At 64.7% G+C, this 18757-nt stretch carries 17 protein-coding genes; 11 read left to right on the plus strand and 6 right to left on the minus strand.

The genetic code is table 11. The annotated features are described in order from the left end of the window. Positions 1–25 precede the first annotated feature (25 nt). From dcuC to BSF38_RS30565, 5 genes are all read left to right on the plus strand, one after another. The gene (gene dcuC, locus BSF38_RS05465) at positions 26–1312 is read left to right on the plus strand and encodes a C4-dicarboxylate transporter DcuC (RefSeq protein ID WP_076343810.1); all 1287 of its coding nucleotides are present in this window, start codon (positions 26–28) and stop codon (positions 1310–1312) included. Positions 1313–1426: 114 nt separating this feature from the next. Continuing rightward, positions 1427–1924, plus strand: a complete 498-nt coding sequence (locus BSF38_RS05470) for a YajQ family cyclic di-GMP-binding protein (protein ID WP_076343811.1) — start codon at positions 1427–1429, stop codon at positions 1922–1924. Between the two features lie 158 nt (positions 1925–2082). Then, positions 2083–3261 (plus strand): hypothetical protein, encoded by a 1179-nt coding sequence (locus BSF38_RS05475; RefSeq protein ID WP_076343812.1) that lies wholly within the window; start codon positions 2083–2085, stop codon positions 3259–3261. Positions 3262–3408: 147 nt separating this feature from the next. After that, positions 3409–3825 carry a HEPN domain-containing protein gene (locus BSF38_RS05480; protein WP_076343813.1) on the plus strand — a complete coding sequence of 139 codons (417 nt, stop codon included), beginning with the start codon at positions 3409–3411 and terminating at the stop codon, positions 3823–3825. Continuing rightward, entirely contained in the window at positions 3804–4217 is a 414-nt protein-coding gene (locus BSF38_RS30565; RefSeq protein WP_145951980.1) for a hypothetical protein, read from the plus strand. The genes BSF38_RS05480 and BSF38_RS30565 overlap by 22 nt, the downstream gene beginning before the upstream one ends. A gap of 27 nt (positions 4218–4244) precedes the next feature. Here BSF38_RS30565 and BSF38_RS30570 read toward each other — a convergent pair whose 3' ends face one another. Continuing rightward, positions 4245–4424: a hypothetical protein gene (locus tag BSF38_RS30570; RefSeq protein ID WP_145951981.1), complete on the minus strand. Its 180-nt coding sequence runs from the start codon at positions 4422–4424 to the stop codon at positions 4245–4247. 574 nt (positions 4425–4998) lie between these two features. On the opposite strand from BSF38_RS30570, the gene BSF38_RS05490 reads away from it, so the two are divergent. Continuing rightward, positions 4999–6063 carry a hypothetical protein gene (locus BSF38_RS05490; protein WP_145951982.1) on the plus strand — a complete coding sequence of 355 codons (1065 nt, stop codon included), beginning with the start codon at positions 4999–5001 and terminating at the stop codon, positions 6061–6063. A gap of 167 nt (positions 6064–6230) precedes the next feature. Here BSF38_RS05490 and BSF38_RS05495 read toward each other — a convergent pair whose 3' ends face one another. Further along, entirely contained in the window at positions 6231–7118 is an 888-nt protein-coding gene (locus tag BSF38_RS05495; protein WP_076343816.1) for an SDR family oxidoreductase, read from the minus strand. A 121-nt stretch (positions 7119–7239) separates the two neighbouring features. Here BSF38_RS05495 and BSF38_RS05500 point away from each other — a divergent pair, with 121 nt between their 5' ends. Then, a complete protein-coding gene (locus BSF38_RS05500) occupies positions 7240–8166 on the plus strand; it encodes an AraC family transcriptional regulator (protein WP_076343817.1) in 927 nt (308 codons plus the stop codon). A gap of 14 nt (positions 8167–8180) precedes the next feature. Here the strand turns inward: BSF38_RS05500 and BSF38_RS05505 are convergent, their stop codons facing one another. The 3 genes from BSF38_RS05505 to BSF38_RS05515 all read right to left on the minus strand — a co-directional run bounded on the left by BSF38_RS05505 (position 8181) and on the right by BSF38_RS05515 (position 12779). Then, a complete protein-coding gene (locus BSF38_RS05505; protein WP_076343818.1) occupies positions 8181–9722 on the minus strand; it encodes an EF-hand domain-containing protein in 1542 nt (513 codons plus the stop codon). A 199-nt stretch (positions 9723–9921) separates the two neighbouring features. Further along, entirely contained in the window at positions 9922–11163 is a 1242-nt protein-coding gene (locus BSF38_RS05510; RefSeq protein ID WP_145951983.1) for an alpha/beta hydrolase family protein, read from the minus strand. Positions 11164–11405: 242 nt separating this feature from the next. After that, a complete protein-coding gene (locus BSF38_RS05515; protein WP_076350612.1) occupies positions 11406–12779 on the minus strand; it encodes a Gfo/Idh/MocA family protein in 1374 nt (457 codons plus the stop codon). A gap of 240 nt (positions 12780–13019) precedes the next feature. Between BSF38_RS05515 and BSF38_RS05520 the strand changes: the two genes are divergently transcribed. The 3 genes from BSF38_RS05520 (at position 13020) to BSF38_RS05530 (ending at position 16454) form a co-directional block, all read left to right on the plus strand. After that, positions 13020–14348: a hypothetical protein gene (locus BSF38_RS05520; RefSeq protein ID WP_076343819.1), complete on the plus strand. Its 1329-nt coding sequence runs from the start codon at positions 13020–13022 to the stop codon at positions 14346–14348. Between the two features lie 4 nt (positions 14349–14352). Beyond that, positions 14353–15576 (plus strand): hypothetical protein, encoded by a 1224-nt coding sequence (locus BSF38_RS05525; RefSeq protein ID WP_076343820.1) that lies wholly within the window; start codon positions 14353–14355, stop codon positions 15574–15576. A gap of 404 nt (positions 15577–15980) precedes the next feature. Next, positions 15981–16454 (plus strand): Hsp20/alpha crystallin family protein, encoded by a 474-nt coding sequence (locus BSF38_RS05530; RefSeq protein ID WP_076343821.1) that lies wholly within the window; start codon positions 15981–15983, stop codon positions 16452–16454. 331 nt (positions 16455–16785) lie between these two features. Here BSF38_RS05530 and BSF38_RS05535 read toward each other — a convergent pair whose 3' ends face one another. Further along, complete coding sequence (locus BSF38_RS05535; RefSeq protein WP_145951984.1) at positions 16786–17511, minus strand: choice-of-anchor K domain-containing protein; 726 nt, start codon at positions 17509–17511, stop codon at positions 16786–16788. 575 nt (positions 17512–18086) lie between these two features. On the opposite strand from BSF38_RS05535, the gene BSF38_RS05540 reads away from it, so the two are divergent. Next, positions 18087–18728 carry an RNA polymerase sigma factor gene (locus tag BSF38_RS05540; protein ID WP_076343823.1) on the plus strand — a complete coding sequence of 214 codons (642 nt, stop codon included), beginning with the start codon at positions 18087–18089 and terminating at the stop codon, positions 18726–18728. The last annotated feature ends 29 nt before the right edge of the window (positions 18729–18757 follow it).

The raw sequence follows: 18757 nt of genomic DNA on the forward strand, positions 1-18757 counted from the left end.
CCATCAGAACGTCTGAAACTCGCACATGAACTTACATATCTGGCTGGTCCTGCTCGATCTCGTCGTGGTCATGGTCTTGATCACGCGGCGGCTGGACGTGCGCCTGGTGCTGTTGCTCGGCGCGTTGCCGCTGTTCGCCGCCAAGTCGGGCACGGCGGCGATGGTCGCGAAGATGGCCGCCGAGATGTCGAACGTCGCGACGATCGTGCCGATCGGCTCGGCGATGGGCTTCGCGTACGTCCTCAAGACCACCGGCTGCGACCGCGAGATGGTGCGGCTGTTGTTGAGCCCTCTCAAGTGGGTGCCGTGGCTGCTGGTTCCCGGGGGAATCCTGGCGGGCTATCTGGTCAACACGACGATCGTCAGCCAGGCCGGGACGGCGGCGGTGCTCGGGCCGATCTTGATCCCCCTGCTCCGCGCCGGGGGCCTTGGGGCGGCGACGTCGGGCGCGGTGCTGCTGCTGGGCGCGTCGATGGGCGGCGAGCTGTTCAACCCCGGCGCGGTCGAGATGCGCAAGCTTTCCGAGCTGACCGGCCTCACCGGACACCAGCTCGTCGCGCGGCAGGCCCCGCTCAACTTTATCACCTGCGGCTCGGCCTTGCTGGCCTTCTGGTTCCTGACCCGTCGCCGGACGCCGATCGACGATCCGAGCGATGAGGCCGCCTCAATCGACGAGCCGATCCGCATCTTCAAGGCGATGATCCCGACGATCCCGCTCGTCTTGCTTTCAGCCGACGCGGCCCTGGGCGCGGCGTCGCCGCTGGCGGCGGTGGTCGGGCCGTCGAAGATCCTGGCGGCGATGCTGATCGGCGTCGCGCTCGCCGGGGCGATCGTGCCGGCCTCAATCCGTGGGCTTGCGGCCTCGTTCTTCGAGGGGGCGGGCTACGCTTACACGCACGTGATCTCGCTGATCGTGGCGGCGTCGACGTTCGCCGAGGGGGTCCGTCAGAGCGGGCTGATCGAGTTGATGGTGCAGGCGCTGGCGAACTGGCCGACGCTCGCGGTGGTCGCCACCACGGTGATCCCTTGGAGCCTCGGCGTCGTCTCGGGGAGCGGCATCGCGCCGGCCGTGGCGATCATGGATTTCTTGGTCCCGGCGGCCGACGGCCTGGGCCTCGATCCGGTTCGGCTGGGGACGCTGGCGGCGCTCGGCGCCCACTTCGGCAGGACGATGAGCCCGGCCGCCGCGGTGGTCGCGATGTGCTCGCGGCTCGCCGACGAGCGGCCGTCGGAGCTGATCCGCCACGTCGCCTTCCCGCTCCTTTTCGGAATGGCCGTGATGATCGCCGTCAGCCTGCTGGGGATCGTCTGAATGCGACTTGCCGCCGCGCTGGGCTTGCCGGAAACGCGCGCGGGTGGTATCGGTGGAGGGGGACGACGGTCCCCACATCTGATAACGACGAGTTCGACGGGAGCTTCCGCACCAGTGGCCGACAATCATTCGTTCGACGCGGTCAGCGAGATCAATCACAGCGAGATGCACAACGCGGTCGTGCAGGCGCAGCACGAGTGCGCCGTGCGGTACGACTTCAAGGGGACGAGAGCCTCGATCGAGTTCAACAAGAAGGATGCGACGCTGAAGATCGAGGCCGATCACAAGGGCCAGCTTGAGACGGTGATCGAGGTCTTGAAGGAAAAGATGGCCAGGCGCGGCGTCCCCGTGAACGCGCTGATCCGCGGCACGGTCGAGGACGCCACGCACGACACCGTTCGCGAGACGCTCACCCTGCACAGCGGGATCGACAGCGACGACGCCCGCAAAATCGTCAAAGACATCAAACAGCTCAAACTCAAGGTTCAAGCCCAGATCATGGACGACAAGGTCCGCGTGACCGGCAAAAAGCTCGACGAGCTTCAGCAGGTGATGTCGTACCTCAAGGAGAACGGGCCGAAGTACCCGCTCCAATTCGTCAACTTGACCTGACCGGCGCCAGCCGGTCTGAGTGGCAGAGTCGAAGCCCAAACCGCCGTCGACCGGCTTCAGAGTCGAGCCTCCCGCGTCGATCTCATTAGGACCTGGCAGAGCCCAGGGTACGGAGATCGGCGTCAGTCCGCCCGGACGGACTTTGAGGAGGATGACAGATGGGCTTCCTGAACGGACGAGTCACATTCACCCGCTACCGCGTCGGCGGACCGTCCCCGCTCCCCTTCTCGGAGGAGATGCTCGGGCTGCTGGAGAGCCACGCGATCGGCAAGCACACCCCGGCCGACCCGACCGACGGCGTCAGCACCGGGTGGGCCGGCGGTGGACACGTCCTCGACCAGACGTTCGACCTCGCCAAGAACTTCATCAACGACGCCCTCCACGCCGCGATCCGGATCGACACCGACAAGATCCCCGGCACGCTCCTACGAGCCTACACCCAGATCGAACTCGACGCCCGCGCCGGCATGAACGCCAGCGGCCATCCGACCAAGGCCCAGCGCCAGGAAGCCAAGGAAGCCGCCCGCGCCCGGGCTGAATCCGAGGCCGCCGACGGCCGGTTCCGACGCCACAGCCACTACCCGGTCCTCTGGGACGGCCAGAACGGCGTCCTGTACGCCGGCGCCACCAGCGCAAGCGTCCTTGAACGCCTGATGAGCCTGTTCCGCGAGACGTTCGACCGCCCGCTTGAGCCGATCACCGCCGGCACTCTGGCCATGGGTTACGACGAGTCGGGCGACGACGCCGACCGGACCGCCCAGCGGTTCAGCGAAGGCTCGCTCAACCTCTACGGCGGCGACAGCGGCGATCACCTCTCGACCGTCGCCTGGGCCGAGAACGCCCCCAACATGCTCGACCACCTGGGCAACGAGTTCCTCGTCTGGCTCTGGCACCAGCTCCAGAACGACAGCGACACCGTCCAGTTGGCCGACGGGTCCGAAGCGGCCGTGATGCTCGCCAAGACGTTGACCCTCGATTGCCCACGCGGCGAGACCGGCCGCGACAGCCTCACCGACGACGCCCCCACGCGCCTCCCCGAAGCGTTCCGTGCCCTTCAGTCGGGTAAGCTGCCGCGCAAGGCCGGGCTGATCATCGTCCGCCACGGCGCCCAGTACGAGCTGACCCTCCAGGCCGAAAGCCTCGCCGTCACCGGCGCGGCCCTGCCCAAGCCCGAGGAACGCCTCGAGCCCTACGAGGGCAAGGTCGCCCGCATCGACGCCCTCCGCCACTTCGCCGAGACCCTCGACCTCCTCTTCGACGCCTACCGCGCCCGCCGCATCGGCTCCTCCTGGTCCGAGGAAGTCGGACGCATCAAGCGCTGGATGACAGCGGCGTGAGTGGCGAACCAGACATCAAACGCGCCCGGCGAGATTCCACTGAGAGTCTCGTCGGGCAGGATTCTGTCGGACGCTCTAAAGTCTGACGCCCTGACCGCCGATAAAGTGTAAGTGATACCTGAAGAATCGGCGGAGGGACATGCCCTGATGAACAGACTTGACCTACAGCAACTTGCGGAAGACCGGATCGCCGACGCGCAGGCGCTGCTCGACGCCGGCCGCTGGTCAGCCGCCTACTACCTGGCGGGGTATGCCGTCGAGTGCGCGCTCAAGGCGTGCGTGGCCAAGCAAACGAATCTGCACGATTTCCCCGACAAGGACAGGACCCACCGCGCCTACACTCACAGCCTCGTCGGGTTGGTGACGCTTGCCTTGCTGAACGAAGACCTTCACACGACGCAACGCGATGCAAACCCCAGTCTTTACAGGTATTGGCAGTTTGTGAAAGACTGGAGTGAACAAGCGAGGTACGAGCAATTGAGTGAGGACAAAGCGAGAAGGCTCTTTCTCGCCATCACCGACTCGGACAGCGGGGTACTCCCATGGATCAAAAAAAACTGGTAAGCGACGAAATCAATGCGGGAACCACCCTCATCCAAAGCGTGAATGAGACACTTCCCGTTCAAGCCGCATTCTGGCTTTATGACACCTACGAGGGGCAGTGGTTTCTCTACCTGGCTTCTGATCGGGTTACGGATGCAAACATTGTCGAGGGGTATGGCCACGTCTTGCGGGCGTACAACGAAAGCCCGAGTCTCTATCTCGACCCGCTACATGTGAAGTTGATCCCGCTGAAGAGCCCACTCGCGCAAGAAGCGCTCGCGAGCTACGAGCGTTATCCGTCGACGACCGTCAAGCGGATCTACGGCTGGAGTTTCGGCGGCCTGACCATCTCGGGTGGCTACCTCTACCCACCCACGATCACCGCCCCCACGCCATCGCCCTCGACCTCGTAACCGGACGTCGGCGCGGGGCTTCGAGCCCTACCGATTCGCCGACGGCAGGTTCTCCACTTCCTTGCGGCTGATCTTCGCCGAGACCCTCGACCTCATCTTCGACGCCCATCGCGCCCGCCGCATCGGCTCCTTCTGGTCCGAGGGAGCCAGACGCATCAATTGCTGGATGATGGCGGCGTAAAGTCGAGAGGTGCTGATTCGTTTCACCGGGGAATGTCGTGCGTCGGGCCGCAAAGTCCTTCGCCCGTCGAGCCCTCACTCCACTTGTTGGACGTAGCGAGGCGGTCGAGCGAAGCAGCCGTGTGGCTCGATGATGCCGTTGCCATCCCCAGCGCGTCTCCCTACGATGAATCACGTTCTGAGCGGAGACGAGAGAGACAAGGTGATCGCGCCTCGTTGGATCGGCTCTCCGGCTTCTAGGGTTTGCCTCGAATCCGTCACTCCAAGCCATGACCAGCCAGAGGCGGAGGATGGTTCCATGCGGTATCCGCTGGTGCTTGCTCTTTTGGCGGTCCTGCTCGGTTGGAGTGCTGATCACCCGTCTTCCGGTTCCGAACCTCCCGTACGAGCGGGTCGTCCAGAGGCCGAAGACGATCGTCAGGACATGGGGACGGTCTACGACGGAGATCCCGGACACCCTTGGAATCGCCTCCACCGCCTGCTCTACTCTCGGACCGCGCAGAATGGGGAGGTGTACACTCAGGAGAGCCTGGAACCTCTCTTTTTGCCCGGTTCCAGGTTCCTGGCTGAGGGGCCTTCCTACCAACGCGCCGTGTCTTTCTTGGATGACTTCCTGAAAGAAAAGGCCGACGAGCGGATCAAAGACCCGCTGAAACGCGCGGTCTTTCAGCGAGACCTCTGGGCGGTCTTCTCGGCCACTGTCCCAGATCCGCAGCGAGCCTATCGAATCGACGATACCGGTCGGATCATGGCGACGGACCGGTTCGAAGACCCCGGCGACGCAGCGTCCACGGTGGAACGGCGAACCAGTCGACGTCAGCTCCAAAGGCGATTGGTGCAGATCATCCGCCGAGTCGCCCTCAAGCCCGAAGAAGTCGCCGCCTTGCCGGACAACCTGGCTCAAGCCGTGAAGGCAGGCGCCTTCCCGGATGCCTTCGATCCGAACGAGGAAGGCCGCACTTTCCTGCCGCGCGATCTACTTGCCGACGACGGCTCGTGGGTGCCCGTCAGCAATCTTGCGCGCGCGAACGAAGATTTGCCCGCCGCGCCAGAGCACGCCCGGTTTACCAGGGGCCGATCCGTTTTCGTGGTTCTTCTCCACATGCCGGAAGGGCGAAAGGCGACGGCGGCCTTCTTGAAGAAGATGCAAGACGGCGAGATTCTCCAGCTACCGGAGGGGGCTCAGACGGCATTGCTCCGACGAACCCTGCTGATCGACGGCTCGGGGGCGCTTCGCGAATCACCGCTGACCGAGAGCCTGCAAATTCGCGTCTACAAGAAGCAGGATCTAGGCATCCCGTCCATGTTCACGCTGCGTCGGGAGGATCTGTTCGCAGGCCGGAACGGGGGACTCCGCCCCGTTGGCGGGGCTGAGACTTCGTACTTCGATTTCCAGACGCGGGGCGGCGACGTCTTCGAACAAGCCGAGCTTCCCCGTGCAGAGGCCGTCATGCAGACTTGCAGCCGTTGCCACACCCGCACCGACGGCCGCGAGGGAATCTATTCCGTCAATACGATCTACGCCCTCCGAGACGCTGGACCGAGCACGACCGGCCTCTGCTCGACGACGCTGAGTGAAGAGTCCCAGAGGACGATCGGTTGGGTGAGAAAGTCCTACACCTGGGGGCTGCTGCAAGGTCTCTGGGAGGCGGGCCCCGGCGGATGATCATCTTTTGTGTTGAAACATGTTGACTCTTGAGTATGGCTAGGCGATCCAGCCGAAACAAGAAGTCTGCCCCGAAGGATTCGGAGCTTTTTCATGCGCCGCCTTCGGTTCGGGGTCGCGTCGGCGGCCCTGAGTCGACGGCTTGATGCACTCCTGATCCTACACCTTCAATCTCTGAAATAGCGCATCTGGTCGAGATCGTCGATGAGCCCAGGCTTCTGTGTCGGCCTCCATCCCAGCCGTTGCTGGGTCAGGGCGCTTGAAGCCGGACCGTCCATCCCAGCGAAGCCCCCGAGCCAGCCAAAATGACCGGAAGCCTCCTCGGGGGACCTGGAGACGACCGGAATCTTCAAGCCCCGGCCGATTGCTTCCGCGATCTCTCGAACGGGCACACCCTCTTCGGCGACCGCGTGATACCTCGCCCCGGCAGATCCCTTCTCAAGCGCCAGCCTGTAGAGGGGCGCGGCGTCGAGAAGGTGAACTGCGGGCCACCGGTTGAGCCCGTCGCCGACATAAGCCGAGACGCCCTTCTCGCGAGCCAGGGCGATCGCGTAAGTGACGAGGCCTTGCTTGACCGTGTCATGGACCTGCGGCAGGCGCACCACCGACACGCGCACACCCAGCGACACCATCGGCATCGCCGTCTGCTCTGAAACGCGGGGAAACGCAGAGTTGGAAGGAGGCGCATCGTCCTCTGTCATGAGGCGGCCTGGTGTGGCGAACAGCCCGGAGGTGACGATCAGAGGGCGGTTCGAGCCCGCGAGCGCGCCGCCGAGGGCCTCAATCGCACGCCTGTCCGCCTCGCAGTTCTCTTTGAATTTCGAGAAGTCGTGGTTGAAGGCGGTGTGAATCACTCCCTCCGACATGGCCGCCCCCCTCCGCAGGCTTTCCAGGTCCTCAATATCTCCTCGATGCACTTCGGCCCCGACGGTGGCGAGAGACGCGGCACCCTCATCCGAACGAGTGAGCCCGAGCACCTTGTGCCCCGCGCCGATGAGTTCCTGAACGACGGCCGAGCCGACAAAACCGGTGGCTCCAGTCACGAAAACACGCATCAGGACTTCTCCTTGATTCAAGTACGTACTCTCATTCCCTTGATCAAAGGGTAGGCGACCGACCTGATACGATCTATGCTTTAGAGTCCAATTTATCTTCGCGATCGTCCAGGAGTGCCCCATGGACCCGCTCTCAGGCGTGCTGTCGCTTCTGAAACCACGCAACTCGATGTGTGGGGGCTTCGATGTGGGTGGAGACTGGTCATTCCAGTTTCCCCAGCACGAAGGCATCAAATGCTACGCCGTGGTTTCCGGCCAATGCCGGCTTTCCGTGGAGGGGGTTCCCGAAGCGGTGCACCTGAAGGCGGGAGATTGCTTCCTGCTGCCGCTGGGACGGCCTTTCCGCCTTGCGAGCGACCTGACCTTGCCGCCCGTCGACTTCAAGACGATTCTTTCGAGACCGCTGAATGGCGGCGTCGCCTCCTGGAATGGAGGAGGCGACGTCTTTGCTGTCGGTGGCTTCTTCGGCCTTGAAGGCCAACACGCCGGCATCCTGCTGGGAATGCTCCCGCCGATCGTGCATATCAAAAAAGAATCGGATAAGTCGGCGTTGCGTTGGTCCATGGAGCGGATGATGCAGGAGCTGCGCGACCCGCAGCCGGGCGGGTTTCTGGTCGTGCAACACCTCGCCCTCATGATGCTGGTCCAGGCCCTGCGGGCGCATCTTGCGGAAGGGTTGAGAGGGAGCGTTGGCTGGCTCTTCGCGCTGGCAGATCAACAAATGAGCGTGGCAATCCACTCGATGCACGACGATCCCGCGCATCCTTGGACCTTGCAGGAGCTGGCTCGACGCGTCGGGATGTCGCGATCGAGCTTCGCCCAGAAATTCAAGGAATCCGTTGGTGCGACGCCCATTGATTACCTGACGCGCTGGCGAATGCTCCTGGCCGGGGACCGGCTGGCGAACTCCAGCGATTCCATTTCGGTCATCTCACTCTCGCTCGGCTACGAATCCGACAGCGCCTTCAGCACCGCGTTCAAGAGGGTTATGGGCTGTTCACCGCGGCAATACAGCCGTGGCCGGAATTCGGTTTCCGCTTCGCATTAGAGAGAGTTCGATCCCTAGCGGCTCGTGGCCGACGGCAGGCTCTCCACTTCCTCGCGGCTGATCGCGCCGTCGTGGTTGACGTCGATCAGGTCCATGAAAGCACGCATTCGCTCGGGGATTTCGTCGCCCTTGAGTTTGCCGTCGCGATCGGCGTCCAGCAGGCGGAACATCGCAAGCCGCTGGGCGGGGCCAAGATTCCGGAAACCGCCGCCGCCGGCGCTACCGCCGCCCATCCTGGCTCCGCGATAGCTCGCGGCGTTCGCCTCGTCGACGGCCACGAAGGCGAAGTTGACCGACCCCATCTCGTCGTTCGTGCCTTCGCCCCAGCGGACGAGGATCGGCGGGATCGACGGGTTGCGGGGGTTGTCGGCCGAGTTGTCGTAGACGAGGGTCGTGCGGACGACCGAACCCTTCGCGAGTCGTACCGGCTCGGCGTAGTTGTACCGCCCTTGCCAGCGGAAATCCCAGTCGTCGATGGCGAACAGTTTTTCCTCGCGGCCGTCGGGCAGTTTAACGACGGCCTTCATCGACTTGCAGCGGTAGTGCGCGTGGCCGCCGACCGACACGAGGTCGACGTCGAACGGCGCGGTCCACTCGCCGTGGATCGTGAAATCCTTCTCGCCCGGCTGAATGCCGCGGGTGCGCAGCTCGGTCCCCAGCCCGAAGGCCGTCGGCGCCTGAAAACCCATCAACCGCTTCTTGGGCTTCTCCTTGGCGAAGTACAGACCGAAGCTGGCGCGCTCGCGTTCGGCTTTGCCCGAGGGATGGAAATGGATCTGGACGACCAGGTCCGAGCCCTTGGAGAGCGGGTACGCAAGTCCCATCGGCAGGCGTCGCGTCGTCGCGCCGAGCGCCCAGCCGCCGAGCGTCCCGGTGCGAGGAAAACTCATCTTGCCGAAGCCCGGCTTGGAGTCGGCCTCGTCGAGCTTACGCGCGGCGCCGGTGTCGTCGAGGAAGTAAAGCGCGTGATGGACCACCGACCGCGCGGTCGGGTGGATCTCGACGGCCGTCACCCACTGGTCGGTCGAGAGGTTGAGCGGCAGGACGAACATCCGGTAGATGTCCGGCCCGTCGGCCGGCACGTCGAACGCCTCGGGAAGAGTGACGATCATGTCGGGCTCGCCCAGAGTCCAGCCCCTTTCGACGAACGGGGGGAGCTTCGGCAGCTTGTCGGCGGGCCCCTCCTCCATCCCCGTCTCGACCCAGCGGTCGAAGGTCGCGATCTGGTCGTCGCTGAGCCGTCGCTCGTCCTGCAGCCGTCCCCAGCCGTGCGCCGGGGGCCAGGGAGGCATCTCCCGGTTCGCGATCACGCCCCGGAGAAACTCGCCTCGCTTCTGCACGTCGCGATACGAGAGCAGCGTGAACGGCGCCCCCTGGTCGGGACGATGACACCCGGCGCAGTTCTCGAAGACGATCGGCGCGACGTGCTCGGTGAAGGTCACCTTGGCCGGCACGCCGGCGCCAGCCGAGACGCCGGCAAGTCCCGCCGAGGCGAACCAGGCCGCGCCGAACCATGTTATGATCGTCCGTCCCAAGCCGTCGTCGGATCGCGTCACGTCGTTTCACTCCACATCAGAAGCCGAGGATCGAGGGGCAGAGCGAACAGGCGCTCCCAACAGACCTGAGTCCGATGAGGCGAGCCGGCTCGTGAAAACTTGAAGCCCCTGACAAACCATAGGACGGCTCGTCGTCGAGGGCCAGTGGGCGAGTTGTTCGCCGAGTAGAATCTCTCCGAGGCTCGCACGGAGCCGCGCGTCACGGGCGGTTTTTCAGATGCCGATCGAACCAGGCGAACGCGTCGTTCTGCATCTCGAGGTCGAACTTGTGCCCGCCCGTGTAGAAGTTGCAGCGATAGGCGTCGGCCGCGCCCCCTCTTTCGAAGGTCTCGCGGAGGATCGCGTCGGCGCGATGCATCTCGGGGAGTGTGTAGAGCCCGTCCTCGTTGCAATTGAGGACCATCGTGGGGGCGGGGGCGCGGAGGGCGAGGATCTCGGGGAAGTCCAGGTCGCGCGGCAGCAGCGGGACGTAGGCCATCCAGGTGTGCGTATAGCATTTATCCAGGAGGAAGTCGCGCCAGGTCGTCATGAACCCGACGGCGATCGCGCAGCGGATGCGATCGTCCAGGCCGCCGAGGAAGACGGTGCGCATCCCTCCCCCCGACAGCCCGGCGCAGCCGACGCGCTTGGGGTCGACTTCGGGCCGGGCGCATAGGACGTCCAAAGCGCGCTGGTCCTCGACGACGTAGACGCCGGGCCAGGTGGTGCCGGCGCTGACGAGGCTCTTCTCCATGACGTCTTCATGAGCGCTCGCGAACTTGTTGTACCGCTTGACGCCCTGCGCGTCGTTCGGCTCGGGGTCGATGCCATCCTCACGGACGCGCGGGGAGACGTCGGCCACGCGAACACGGCGGCTGCCGAACGGAAACGTGTCGTGGACCAAGACGGCGTAACCGCGCTTGGCGATCTCATTCGCCCAGGCGACGCCTCCGTAGTACTCCTTTTGGTGGGCGACGACGATCTCCGTCGGCTCGTCGCCGATCCGGACGATCTTGCGCCAGCCCAGGAACTTGTTGCCGCCGTGATCGTGGAGCCCCAGGATCGCCGGCAGCGGCCCCTTGGCGCCGACCGGCTTGAGGAAGACCGCCTCGGTCCTCGGTCCGCCGGGAAGCTGCCACGAGAGCCGCTCGATCTGCAGGCCGTCGAACTCGTGCGTCGACTCGACCCGGACCTCGGGCTTGCCTCCCTGATCGACCGGCGCGATCCGCTCCCATGCTCGCTCCCGCGCCGCTTTGCGCCACTCGTCGAGCGTCTTCCACTTTCCCGTCCGAAACGAGAGCTTCGCTGGGCCGTCGCCGAGCACCTTCTCCGAAAGCCAGGGCCCGTACGCCCCCACCATGTTGGGACGCGGCCGCTTCTCGGCGCCGTCCTCCGCGACCCCGGTGCGAGCCAGAACTCCGATCAGGAAGACGCCACAGAAAGACCGGACAAGCCTTGTCATGATCCCATCTCCTATGAGCAGTCGGGCCGCTGCGCGGCACCTTCGTCCCCTTGCGGGAGAAGGTGCCGCGCAGCGGCGGATGAGGGGTGTTCGATCGCCTTGGCCTTCGAGAGAATTCCGATGACGATCACCCCTCATCCGGCCTTCGGCCACCTTCTCCCGCAAGGGGAGAAGGTATGCTCGTGACAGGCTACTTTGATGATGATCGCGAGCGCTAGGCAAGCCGCGCGATGTCGCCGCGATTACGACGTCACTTGCATCTTGATCGGGTCCCAGCCGAGCATCTTGCCCTGGAAGTAGCTGTTGTTGCACAGCAGCGCAGGGGCGGCGGCGCGGTAGCCGAAGACGGCGTCTTCATAGACCGGCTGGGCTTCGCGGACCGAGCGGAAGAACTTGACGAAGTGGTCGTAGCGGGCGTCGTAGCCGGCCGGCGCCTGGTACCTCTCGACGCCCTTGTAGCCCGAGGTCTTGGGGGCCTTGGTCGGCTCCGAGGCCAGCTTCGCGGCGATCGCTTCCTGCTGGGCCTTCGAGAACGTCTGGACCGAGTTATAGCCCTTCAGCTCTTGCTCGGGGGTCGGCCAGGTGACGCCCACGCGCTTGAGTTCGAGCGCGTCGAAGCCGACGGAGATCACTCCTTCGTCGCCGACGAACCGGAAGGCCGTGGCGTCGCCGCCGCCGTCCTCGAAGTCGCACTGGAGCGAGAGCGTGAAGCTCGGGTGCGCGTCGGTCGCCGGGTAGTCGAGCAGGCCGAGGATCACGTCGTAGACGTCGCGGCCGTCGTCCCAGTAGCGGAGCCCGCCCATCGCCGCGACCTTGTTCGGGCCGAGCGAGCCGGTGGCGTGGTGGACGCCGGTCAGCAGGTGGACGAACAGGTCGCCAGCCACGGCCGTGCCGTAGTCCTGGTAGTTCCGCCACCGGAAGAACCGGGTGGCGTCGAACGGCCGCTTGGGGGCGCTGCCGAGGAACCGGTCCCAGTCGACCGTCTCGGGCGAGGCGTCGGTCGGCTGCGTGTACTGCCAGGCGCCGAGCGACGAGTTGCGGTTGAACCGCGCCTCGACGACGTTCACCTTGCCGATCGCGCCGGCAGCCACCATCTCCTTGAGCTTGTCGAAGACGATCGAGCTGGCGTACTGGCTGCCGACCTGGAAGACGGCCTTCGTCTCCTGCTGGACGCGGATGACCTCCGGCCCTTCCTCGACCGTGCGGACCATCGGCTTCTCGCAGTAGACCGCCTTGCCCGCCTTCATCGCATCGATCGACATCTTCGAATGCCAGTGGTCCGGCACGCAGAGCAAGACGGCGTCGACGTCCTTGCGGGCGAGGATTTCGCGGTAGTCGACGTAGGTGTCGACCCGGTCGCCGTACCGCTCCTTGACGTGCTTCCGCCGGCCTTCGTAAAGGTCGGCCGCCGCGACCAGCTCGACGCCCGGCACCTTGAGCGCGCAATCGGTGTCGATGAACCCGATGATCCCCATGCCGATCGTCGCGATCCGCACCTTGTCGTTGGGCCCCGCCGCCGTTGCGTCCTCATTCCGAGAAAGCAACGTGAAGGCCGTCGAGGCGGCCGCCGCCGACTTGAAGAAATCCCGGCGCGTGTTCGTTTCGCGGTCTCGCATGAACCATCTCCCGTACATCAAGTCTCAAATCGAGGCCCCGTCCCTGGCCCGCAGCCTCATTCGAGAATAGCTTACCCGCCGCCGCCCGGCTCAGGAAGCCTCGACGCTGGCGTCGTGACGTCGACCGGCCCGAGCGGTTGCGACCACGCCCGCCTTTCGGTTCTCTCCCGAACCTGGACACCGACGGTCGCAAATGTTATACATCTCTCAAACAGCCGTTTCGCCATCGAGGTCGATGTCATGACAACGGAACCACGAGAGTCGGTGACGGATTGCACGAGGCGGTCGGCGGTGGCGGCGATGGCCGTCGGGACGATCGGGGCCGGCCGGACGCGTGAGGCGGCGGTGGAGCAGCCGAAGCCGAAATCGCGACCGCGGATCGCGGCGGTCGTGACCGAGTACCGCAAGGGGTCGCACGGTCAGGGGATCATTGACCGGTTGATGGACGGCTACGGCTGGCAAGGGGGCTGGCATCATCCGGCGGTCGACGTCGTCTCGATGTACGTCGACCAGCGGCCGAAGGGCGACCTGACCGACGAGCGGCTGGCGCGTCACCCCGGCTTGAAGGTTTATCCCACGATCGCCGAGGCGCTCACGAGGGGGACCGATTCGCTGGCGGTCGACGGCGTGATGCTGATCGGCGAGCACGGCACGTACCCGCGCGACGCCAAGGGGCACAGGCTCTATCCGCGCTACCCGTTCTTCCAGCAGATCGTCGAGGTCTACAGGAAGACCGGTAAGACGGCGCCGGTGTTCAACGACAAGCACCTGTCGTGGAACTGGGAGTGGTGCCGCTCGATGGTCGATCAGGCCCGCGAGCTGGATTTCCCGTTCCTGGCCGGCTCTTCGCTGCCGATCACCTGGCGGATTCCCGAGGTTGAAGCGCCGCTCGACGCGAAGATCGAGGAGGGCGTCTGCATCGGCTACGGCGGGGTCGACAGCTACGACTTCCACGGGCTCGAATCGCTCCAGTGCATGGTCGAGCGTCGCAAGGGAGGCGAGACCGGCGTGTCGGCCGTCGAGGCGTTCCGGGGCGACGCGGTCTGGAAGTTCCTCGCCGAGAAGTCCGACGGTTCGAAGACCCGGACCCGCGAGCTGTTCGACGCCTGCCTCTGCCGTAGCTTCCGGCTCTCCTCTCCCCTGCCCGGCTACGGCAACGCCTTCCCCGACACCAGCCAGTTGCCGGCCTTGGTCCGCGACCCAATTCTCTACCGGATCACTTACAACGACGGTCTGATCGGCAACCTGTTCATGATGTCGGGCCTGGTTTACGACTTCACCGTCGCGATCCGGCTTGAAGGCGGCTCGACCCTCTCCACCCAGTTGAACCTCCCCGGCCTCGCGCCCGGCCAGACCCTGCCGAACTTCTTCAGCCCGTTGGCCTACTACTGCGAGTCGATGTTCCTGACCGGCAAGACCCCCTACCCCGTTGAGCGGACGCTGCTGACGTCGGGAGTCCTTTGCACGGCCGTCGACCTGCTCGCGAGCGGCCAGACGCGGCTCGACACGCCCCACCTCCGCACGATCGCCTACCAACCGCCCCGGGAATCGCAGTTCATGAGGAGCTGACGCGATGCGAAGCCGAACGACCAGCAGCCAGGCCGCATCGGCGCCGGGCGCCCGCAAGAAGATCGCGATCGTCACCACGGTCTGGAAGTACCTGTCTCACGCCCAGCATATGGGCGACCGCTTCCTCGTTGGCTACCCCCACGAAGGCTCCTGGCGCAAGCCGCCGATCGATGTGGTCGCGCTGTACATCGATCAGAAGCCCAAGGACGACCAGAGCGCGGAGCGCGCCAAGAGCTTCGGCTTCAAGGTCTACCCGACCATCGCCGAGGCCGTCCGGGTCGGCGGCGACAAGCTGGCGGTCGACGGCGTCCTTGTCATCGGCGAGCACGGCGACTACCCGCGCAACGACAAGGGGCAGATCCTCTACCCGCGCTACGACTTCTTCCGCCAGATCGTCGACGTCTACGAGGCCGACGGCCGCGTAGCACCGATCTTCAACGACAAGCACCTGTCGTACAGCTTCGAGAAGGCGAAGACGATGGTGTCGCTCGCGCGTCGGCTCGGCTTCCCGTTTCTCGCCGGCTCGTCGCTGCCGGTCACCTGGCGCCGGCCGAGCGTCGACCTGCCGAAGGGCGCGGAAGTCGAAGACGCCCTCATGATCGGCGTCGGCGGCTCCGACCCGATGGACTTCCACGCACTCGAAGCAATGCAGTGCGTCCTCGAACGCCGCAAAGGGGGCGAAACCGGCGTCAAGCGCGTCCAGTTGATCGAAGGCGACGCCGTCTGGCGGGCCGCCGACCAGGGGCGATGGTCGCGAAAGCTGCTCGAAGCCGCGCTCTCGCGATCCGACTCCCTCAAGGGCCTGACGGTCGAGGACGGCCGCACTCAGAACCTCGCCGAAGGGAACGAGATCAAGCGGATCGTCGCCAATCCGGCCGCCTACTTCATCGACTACGCCGACGGCGTGAAAGCCACCCTCCTGATGCTCGACGGCGCGCTGGCCGACTACAACCTCGCTGTGAAGGTCAAGGGACGCCCCGAAATCCTCTCGACCCAGTTCCTCCTCCCGCCGAATCCGAACGTCGCCTACTCCGCGTGCCTCATGAACCACGTTTCGACCATGTTCGAGACCGGCCGGGCCGACTACCCCGTCGAACGCACCATGCTCGTCAGCGGCATCCTCGAAAGCTGCCTCGAATCCAAGCTCAAAGGCCACGCGCCACTCGACACGCCCCACCTGGCCGTCCACTACCAGCCGCCGAAGGAATCGGTCTTCGAGCGTAGTTGAACGACTACTGTGACGAAGGAGGGCTTACAACTTCGTCAACGCCCGATCGTAGGTGCCGAGGAGCCCCTATCGCCCGACAAATTCGTGCGGGCCAAGGCTGTCAACATGGCAGGCTTTTCGGCCTATTTTCAGACCACTCCCGTCGAAACTCCCTGTGAGATCTGATTTAGAAAAGAACCAGAGTGCATTGGCGCGCACTTTGCTTTTATGGTCTTTCGGAAGCGGCTGATAGGCCGGCGATCCACGGGCCGCCGCCTCGAACGCTTCCGGTCTCCGGCGATTTACCTTGTGGAACGTGATTTACGGCACCGGGACCTCGCACCCACCTTTGGTCGGAATCCTCGTTCGAAGGGACGGCTAAGGAGCGTTGACGACTTCGCCCGAGAGGAGAAAGGAGAAGAACCATGTCGATCGAACGTTGGGATCCGTTCCGCGAGACCATCAGTCTCCGCGACGCGATGAACTCGCTGCTCCAGGAGAGTTTCGTGCGTCCCGGCGGCATGGGCCTGCCCAGTGCGGCCACGCTGCCGCTCGACGTCACTGAGACGGAAAATGACTTCGTGATCAAGGCGTCTCTGCCGGGAGTCAAGCCCGACGACGTTCAGATCACCGTCCATGGCGATACCTTGACGATCCGCGGCGACAGCAAAGCCGAGGAGGAGAAGAAGGGCGAGCACTGGCACCTCCGCGAGCGGAGGTACGGCTCGTTCCAGCGATCCGTGGCGCTTTCCACGCCGGTCGATTCGGAAAAGGCACGGGCCGATTACGAGAACGGCGTCCTGACTCTGACTCTCCCCAAGTCGGAGGCGGCCAAACCCCGGCAGATCAGGGTCGGCAACACAGCGAAAGCCCAGGTCGGCAATGGCAGCAAGAAGTAACGACGGCGCAATCCCAACACCGGTGGGCCCGTCGTGGATGCGACGGGCCCCTTGGACGTCGATCGAGCAGAGGGCGACGTCCCCTCGCCGGCCCGGACGTAACCTACCTGCCTGAGACGCCACGTCGCGACGATGTTCGAGCCCGGCCCCGTCCGCCGCGTGCCTCTCGATCGCGATTGCAACTGCGAGCGGCTCGCGCTAGATCACGGATGAGGGGAACGAAATCGGCCCGCGGCGAATCATTCGCCGCGGGCCGTCTACCTCATTTTGATCTCATCGCGCGACAATCGCTTGATGTGCGGTCAGGACAGAGCGGCCGGCTGGACCGCGATCAGGCGCGGGCCGCGTTCCGAGCACGCCTGGACAGCCCGGCGAGGCCGAACACGCAGGCGACGGCGGCCGAGACGATCGAGGCGGGCTCGGGCACGACGCCGGACGTATCCGTCGTCACCACGCCGTACAAGTCCGCGGACGCCGTCCCTTGCTCACGGACGTGGAGTTGGCTGCTGTTCGAATCGAGGAAGCCGTCGCCGACCACGTTCTCGAATCCGAGCACTCGGAGCGTATACGTCACCCCTTCCGACATGAACGTCGTGGACGAGAATGAGGACGGGAAGTAAACGTAATCCGCACTGGCATCCGGATCACTCGTATTCGGCGTTGACACCAGATTCAGGGCGAAGTTGAAGTTCTGGTTGACCGCGCCCGGTTGGGTAAGGTTGAGTGAGATCTGCAGGCTGATCTGGTCGGGCGTCGTGTTTGACACGGTCGTTCCATTGAAGTACGTCAGTGTCCCTAGCTTGAACGGCGTCTCCGTCGTGGACGAGATCGAACCGACCGCCGCGTAGGTCAGCGAGTTCGGAAGGCTGTCACTACCAACGCCATAGGTGACATGGCTGGTCCCAACGCCGGTCACCGTCACCCCAGACGATGGCACGGGATTGACGAAGACCCCCGTATCCGTCCCCGTGACCACCGCGGCGAGCCCGACGGCCGGGGAAGTCAAGCAAGCTAGAGCCGCCGCGAAACCAATGCTTCGGAAAAGATGCGATGACATGAGTCGGATCTCCAGACAGGATCAAGGAGGGAAACCATGAGTTGGAAGCTGCACGAAAGCAGAACAGCCGCTGCAGGGCACGCATGAATGAGGGTTGGCTATCAGGCTCTCTGCGATGAATACACGTCCCTGACCATGAAATGACACCCGCTCACCAAAACGCATCACGACGATTCGCAAAAGCAGCCGGGGCCTCTCTATCGTGGTTTTCCCACCGCATGACATGACGCCGATCACCTCGCGGAGCAGGTCGGAGAGCGACTCGTCGAAGCAACTGGGCCGACGGCCGCACGAGAACGTCGCCGGCTCGGCGACGCCTTGTCCTCGGTGAATCCGCGGCCTATTCCGACTCGCTTCGCGTACGCGCCTCTCGATGTTATCGAAACAATTTAAGGCGATTCGGCGACGTGCGGGATTGCCGCGGTCACGACGGCGTGGTAGCCTGAACGCATTCGATCAACACGAATGGAATCGACGTTCGTCCGTCGAGGCGATGGCCTGCACGACGACGCCAGGGACAAGCCGCTGCAGGGAAGTCACCGGTTTCGATCACCCCGAGACGGAGACGCCGCCCGATGCTTCACGTCAACGAAGGCTCGACCAACCCCGCCCTCCTGGAGCTCGGCGCCGACTGGAGCAATCACGACGCCTGGGTTGAGTTGCTGCGGCGTCACGACCCGTTGATTCGCCGCTGTTGCGCCTACCATGGGCTGACCGACGCCGACGCCGACGAGGTCCGTCAGGAGACCTGGATCGAACTGGCCACACGACTGCGGCGGTTCCGCTACGACCCCGGGCGATCGTTCCGGGGGTGGCTCTGGATCGTCTGCCGGAACAAGGCCATGAGCTTTCTGAGGCTCAACAAGAAGCATCGAATCGAGAACCTGGACGAGTGGATGACGGCCTCACGCGCTGATCCCGACTCGTCGCTCGTTGACGACGAGCCGATCCCGAGCCGGACGGCGGCGGGAACAGACGGCGGTACGCTCGAATTGCTGTTCGCCAAGGCGGCGAGAATCCAGGCCGACGTGCGGGCGCGGGTCGAGCCGAGCACTTGGGAAGCGTTCTGGCTGGCGGACGTCTACCTGTGGAATATGGAAGACGTCGCGGCCCATCTCGGAATCAGCCTCGCCGCCGCCTACAAGGCCACGCAGCGGATGCGCGGGCGGCTGCGCGAGGAAGGGGAGCGAACGTCGGAACCACCCGTGGCGCGTTGAACGTCGCGAGAACCATTTGGGAGTGATCG

Source organism: Paludisphaera borealis, assembly GCF_001956985.1.
Lineage (GTDB): Bacteria > Planctomycetota > Planctomycetia > Isosphaerales > Isosphaeraceae > Paludisphaera > Paludisphaera borealis.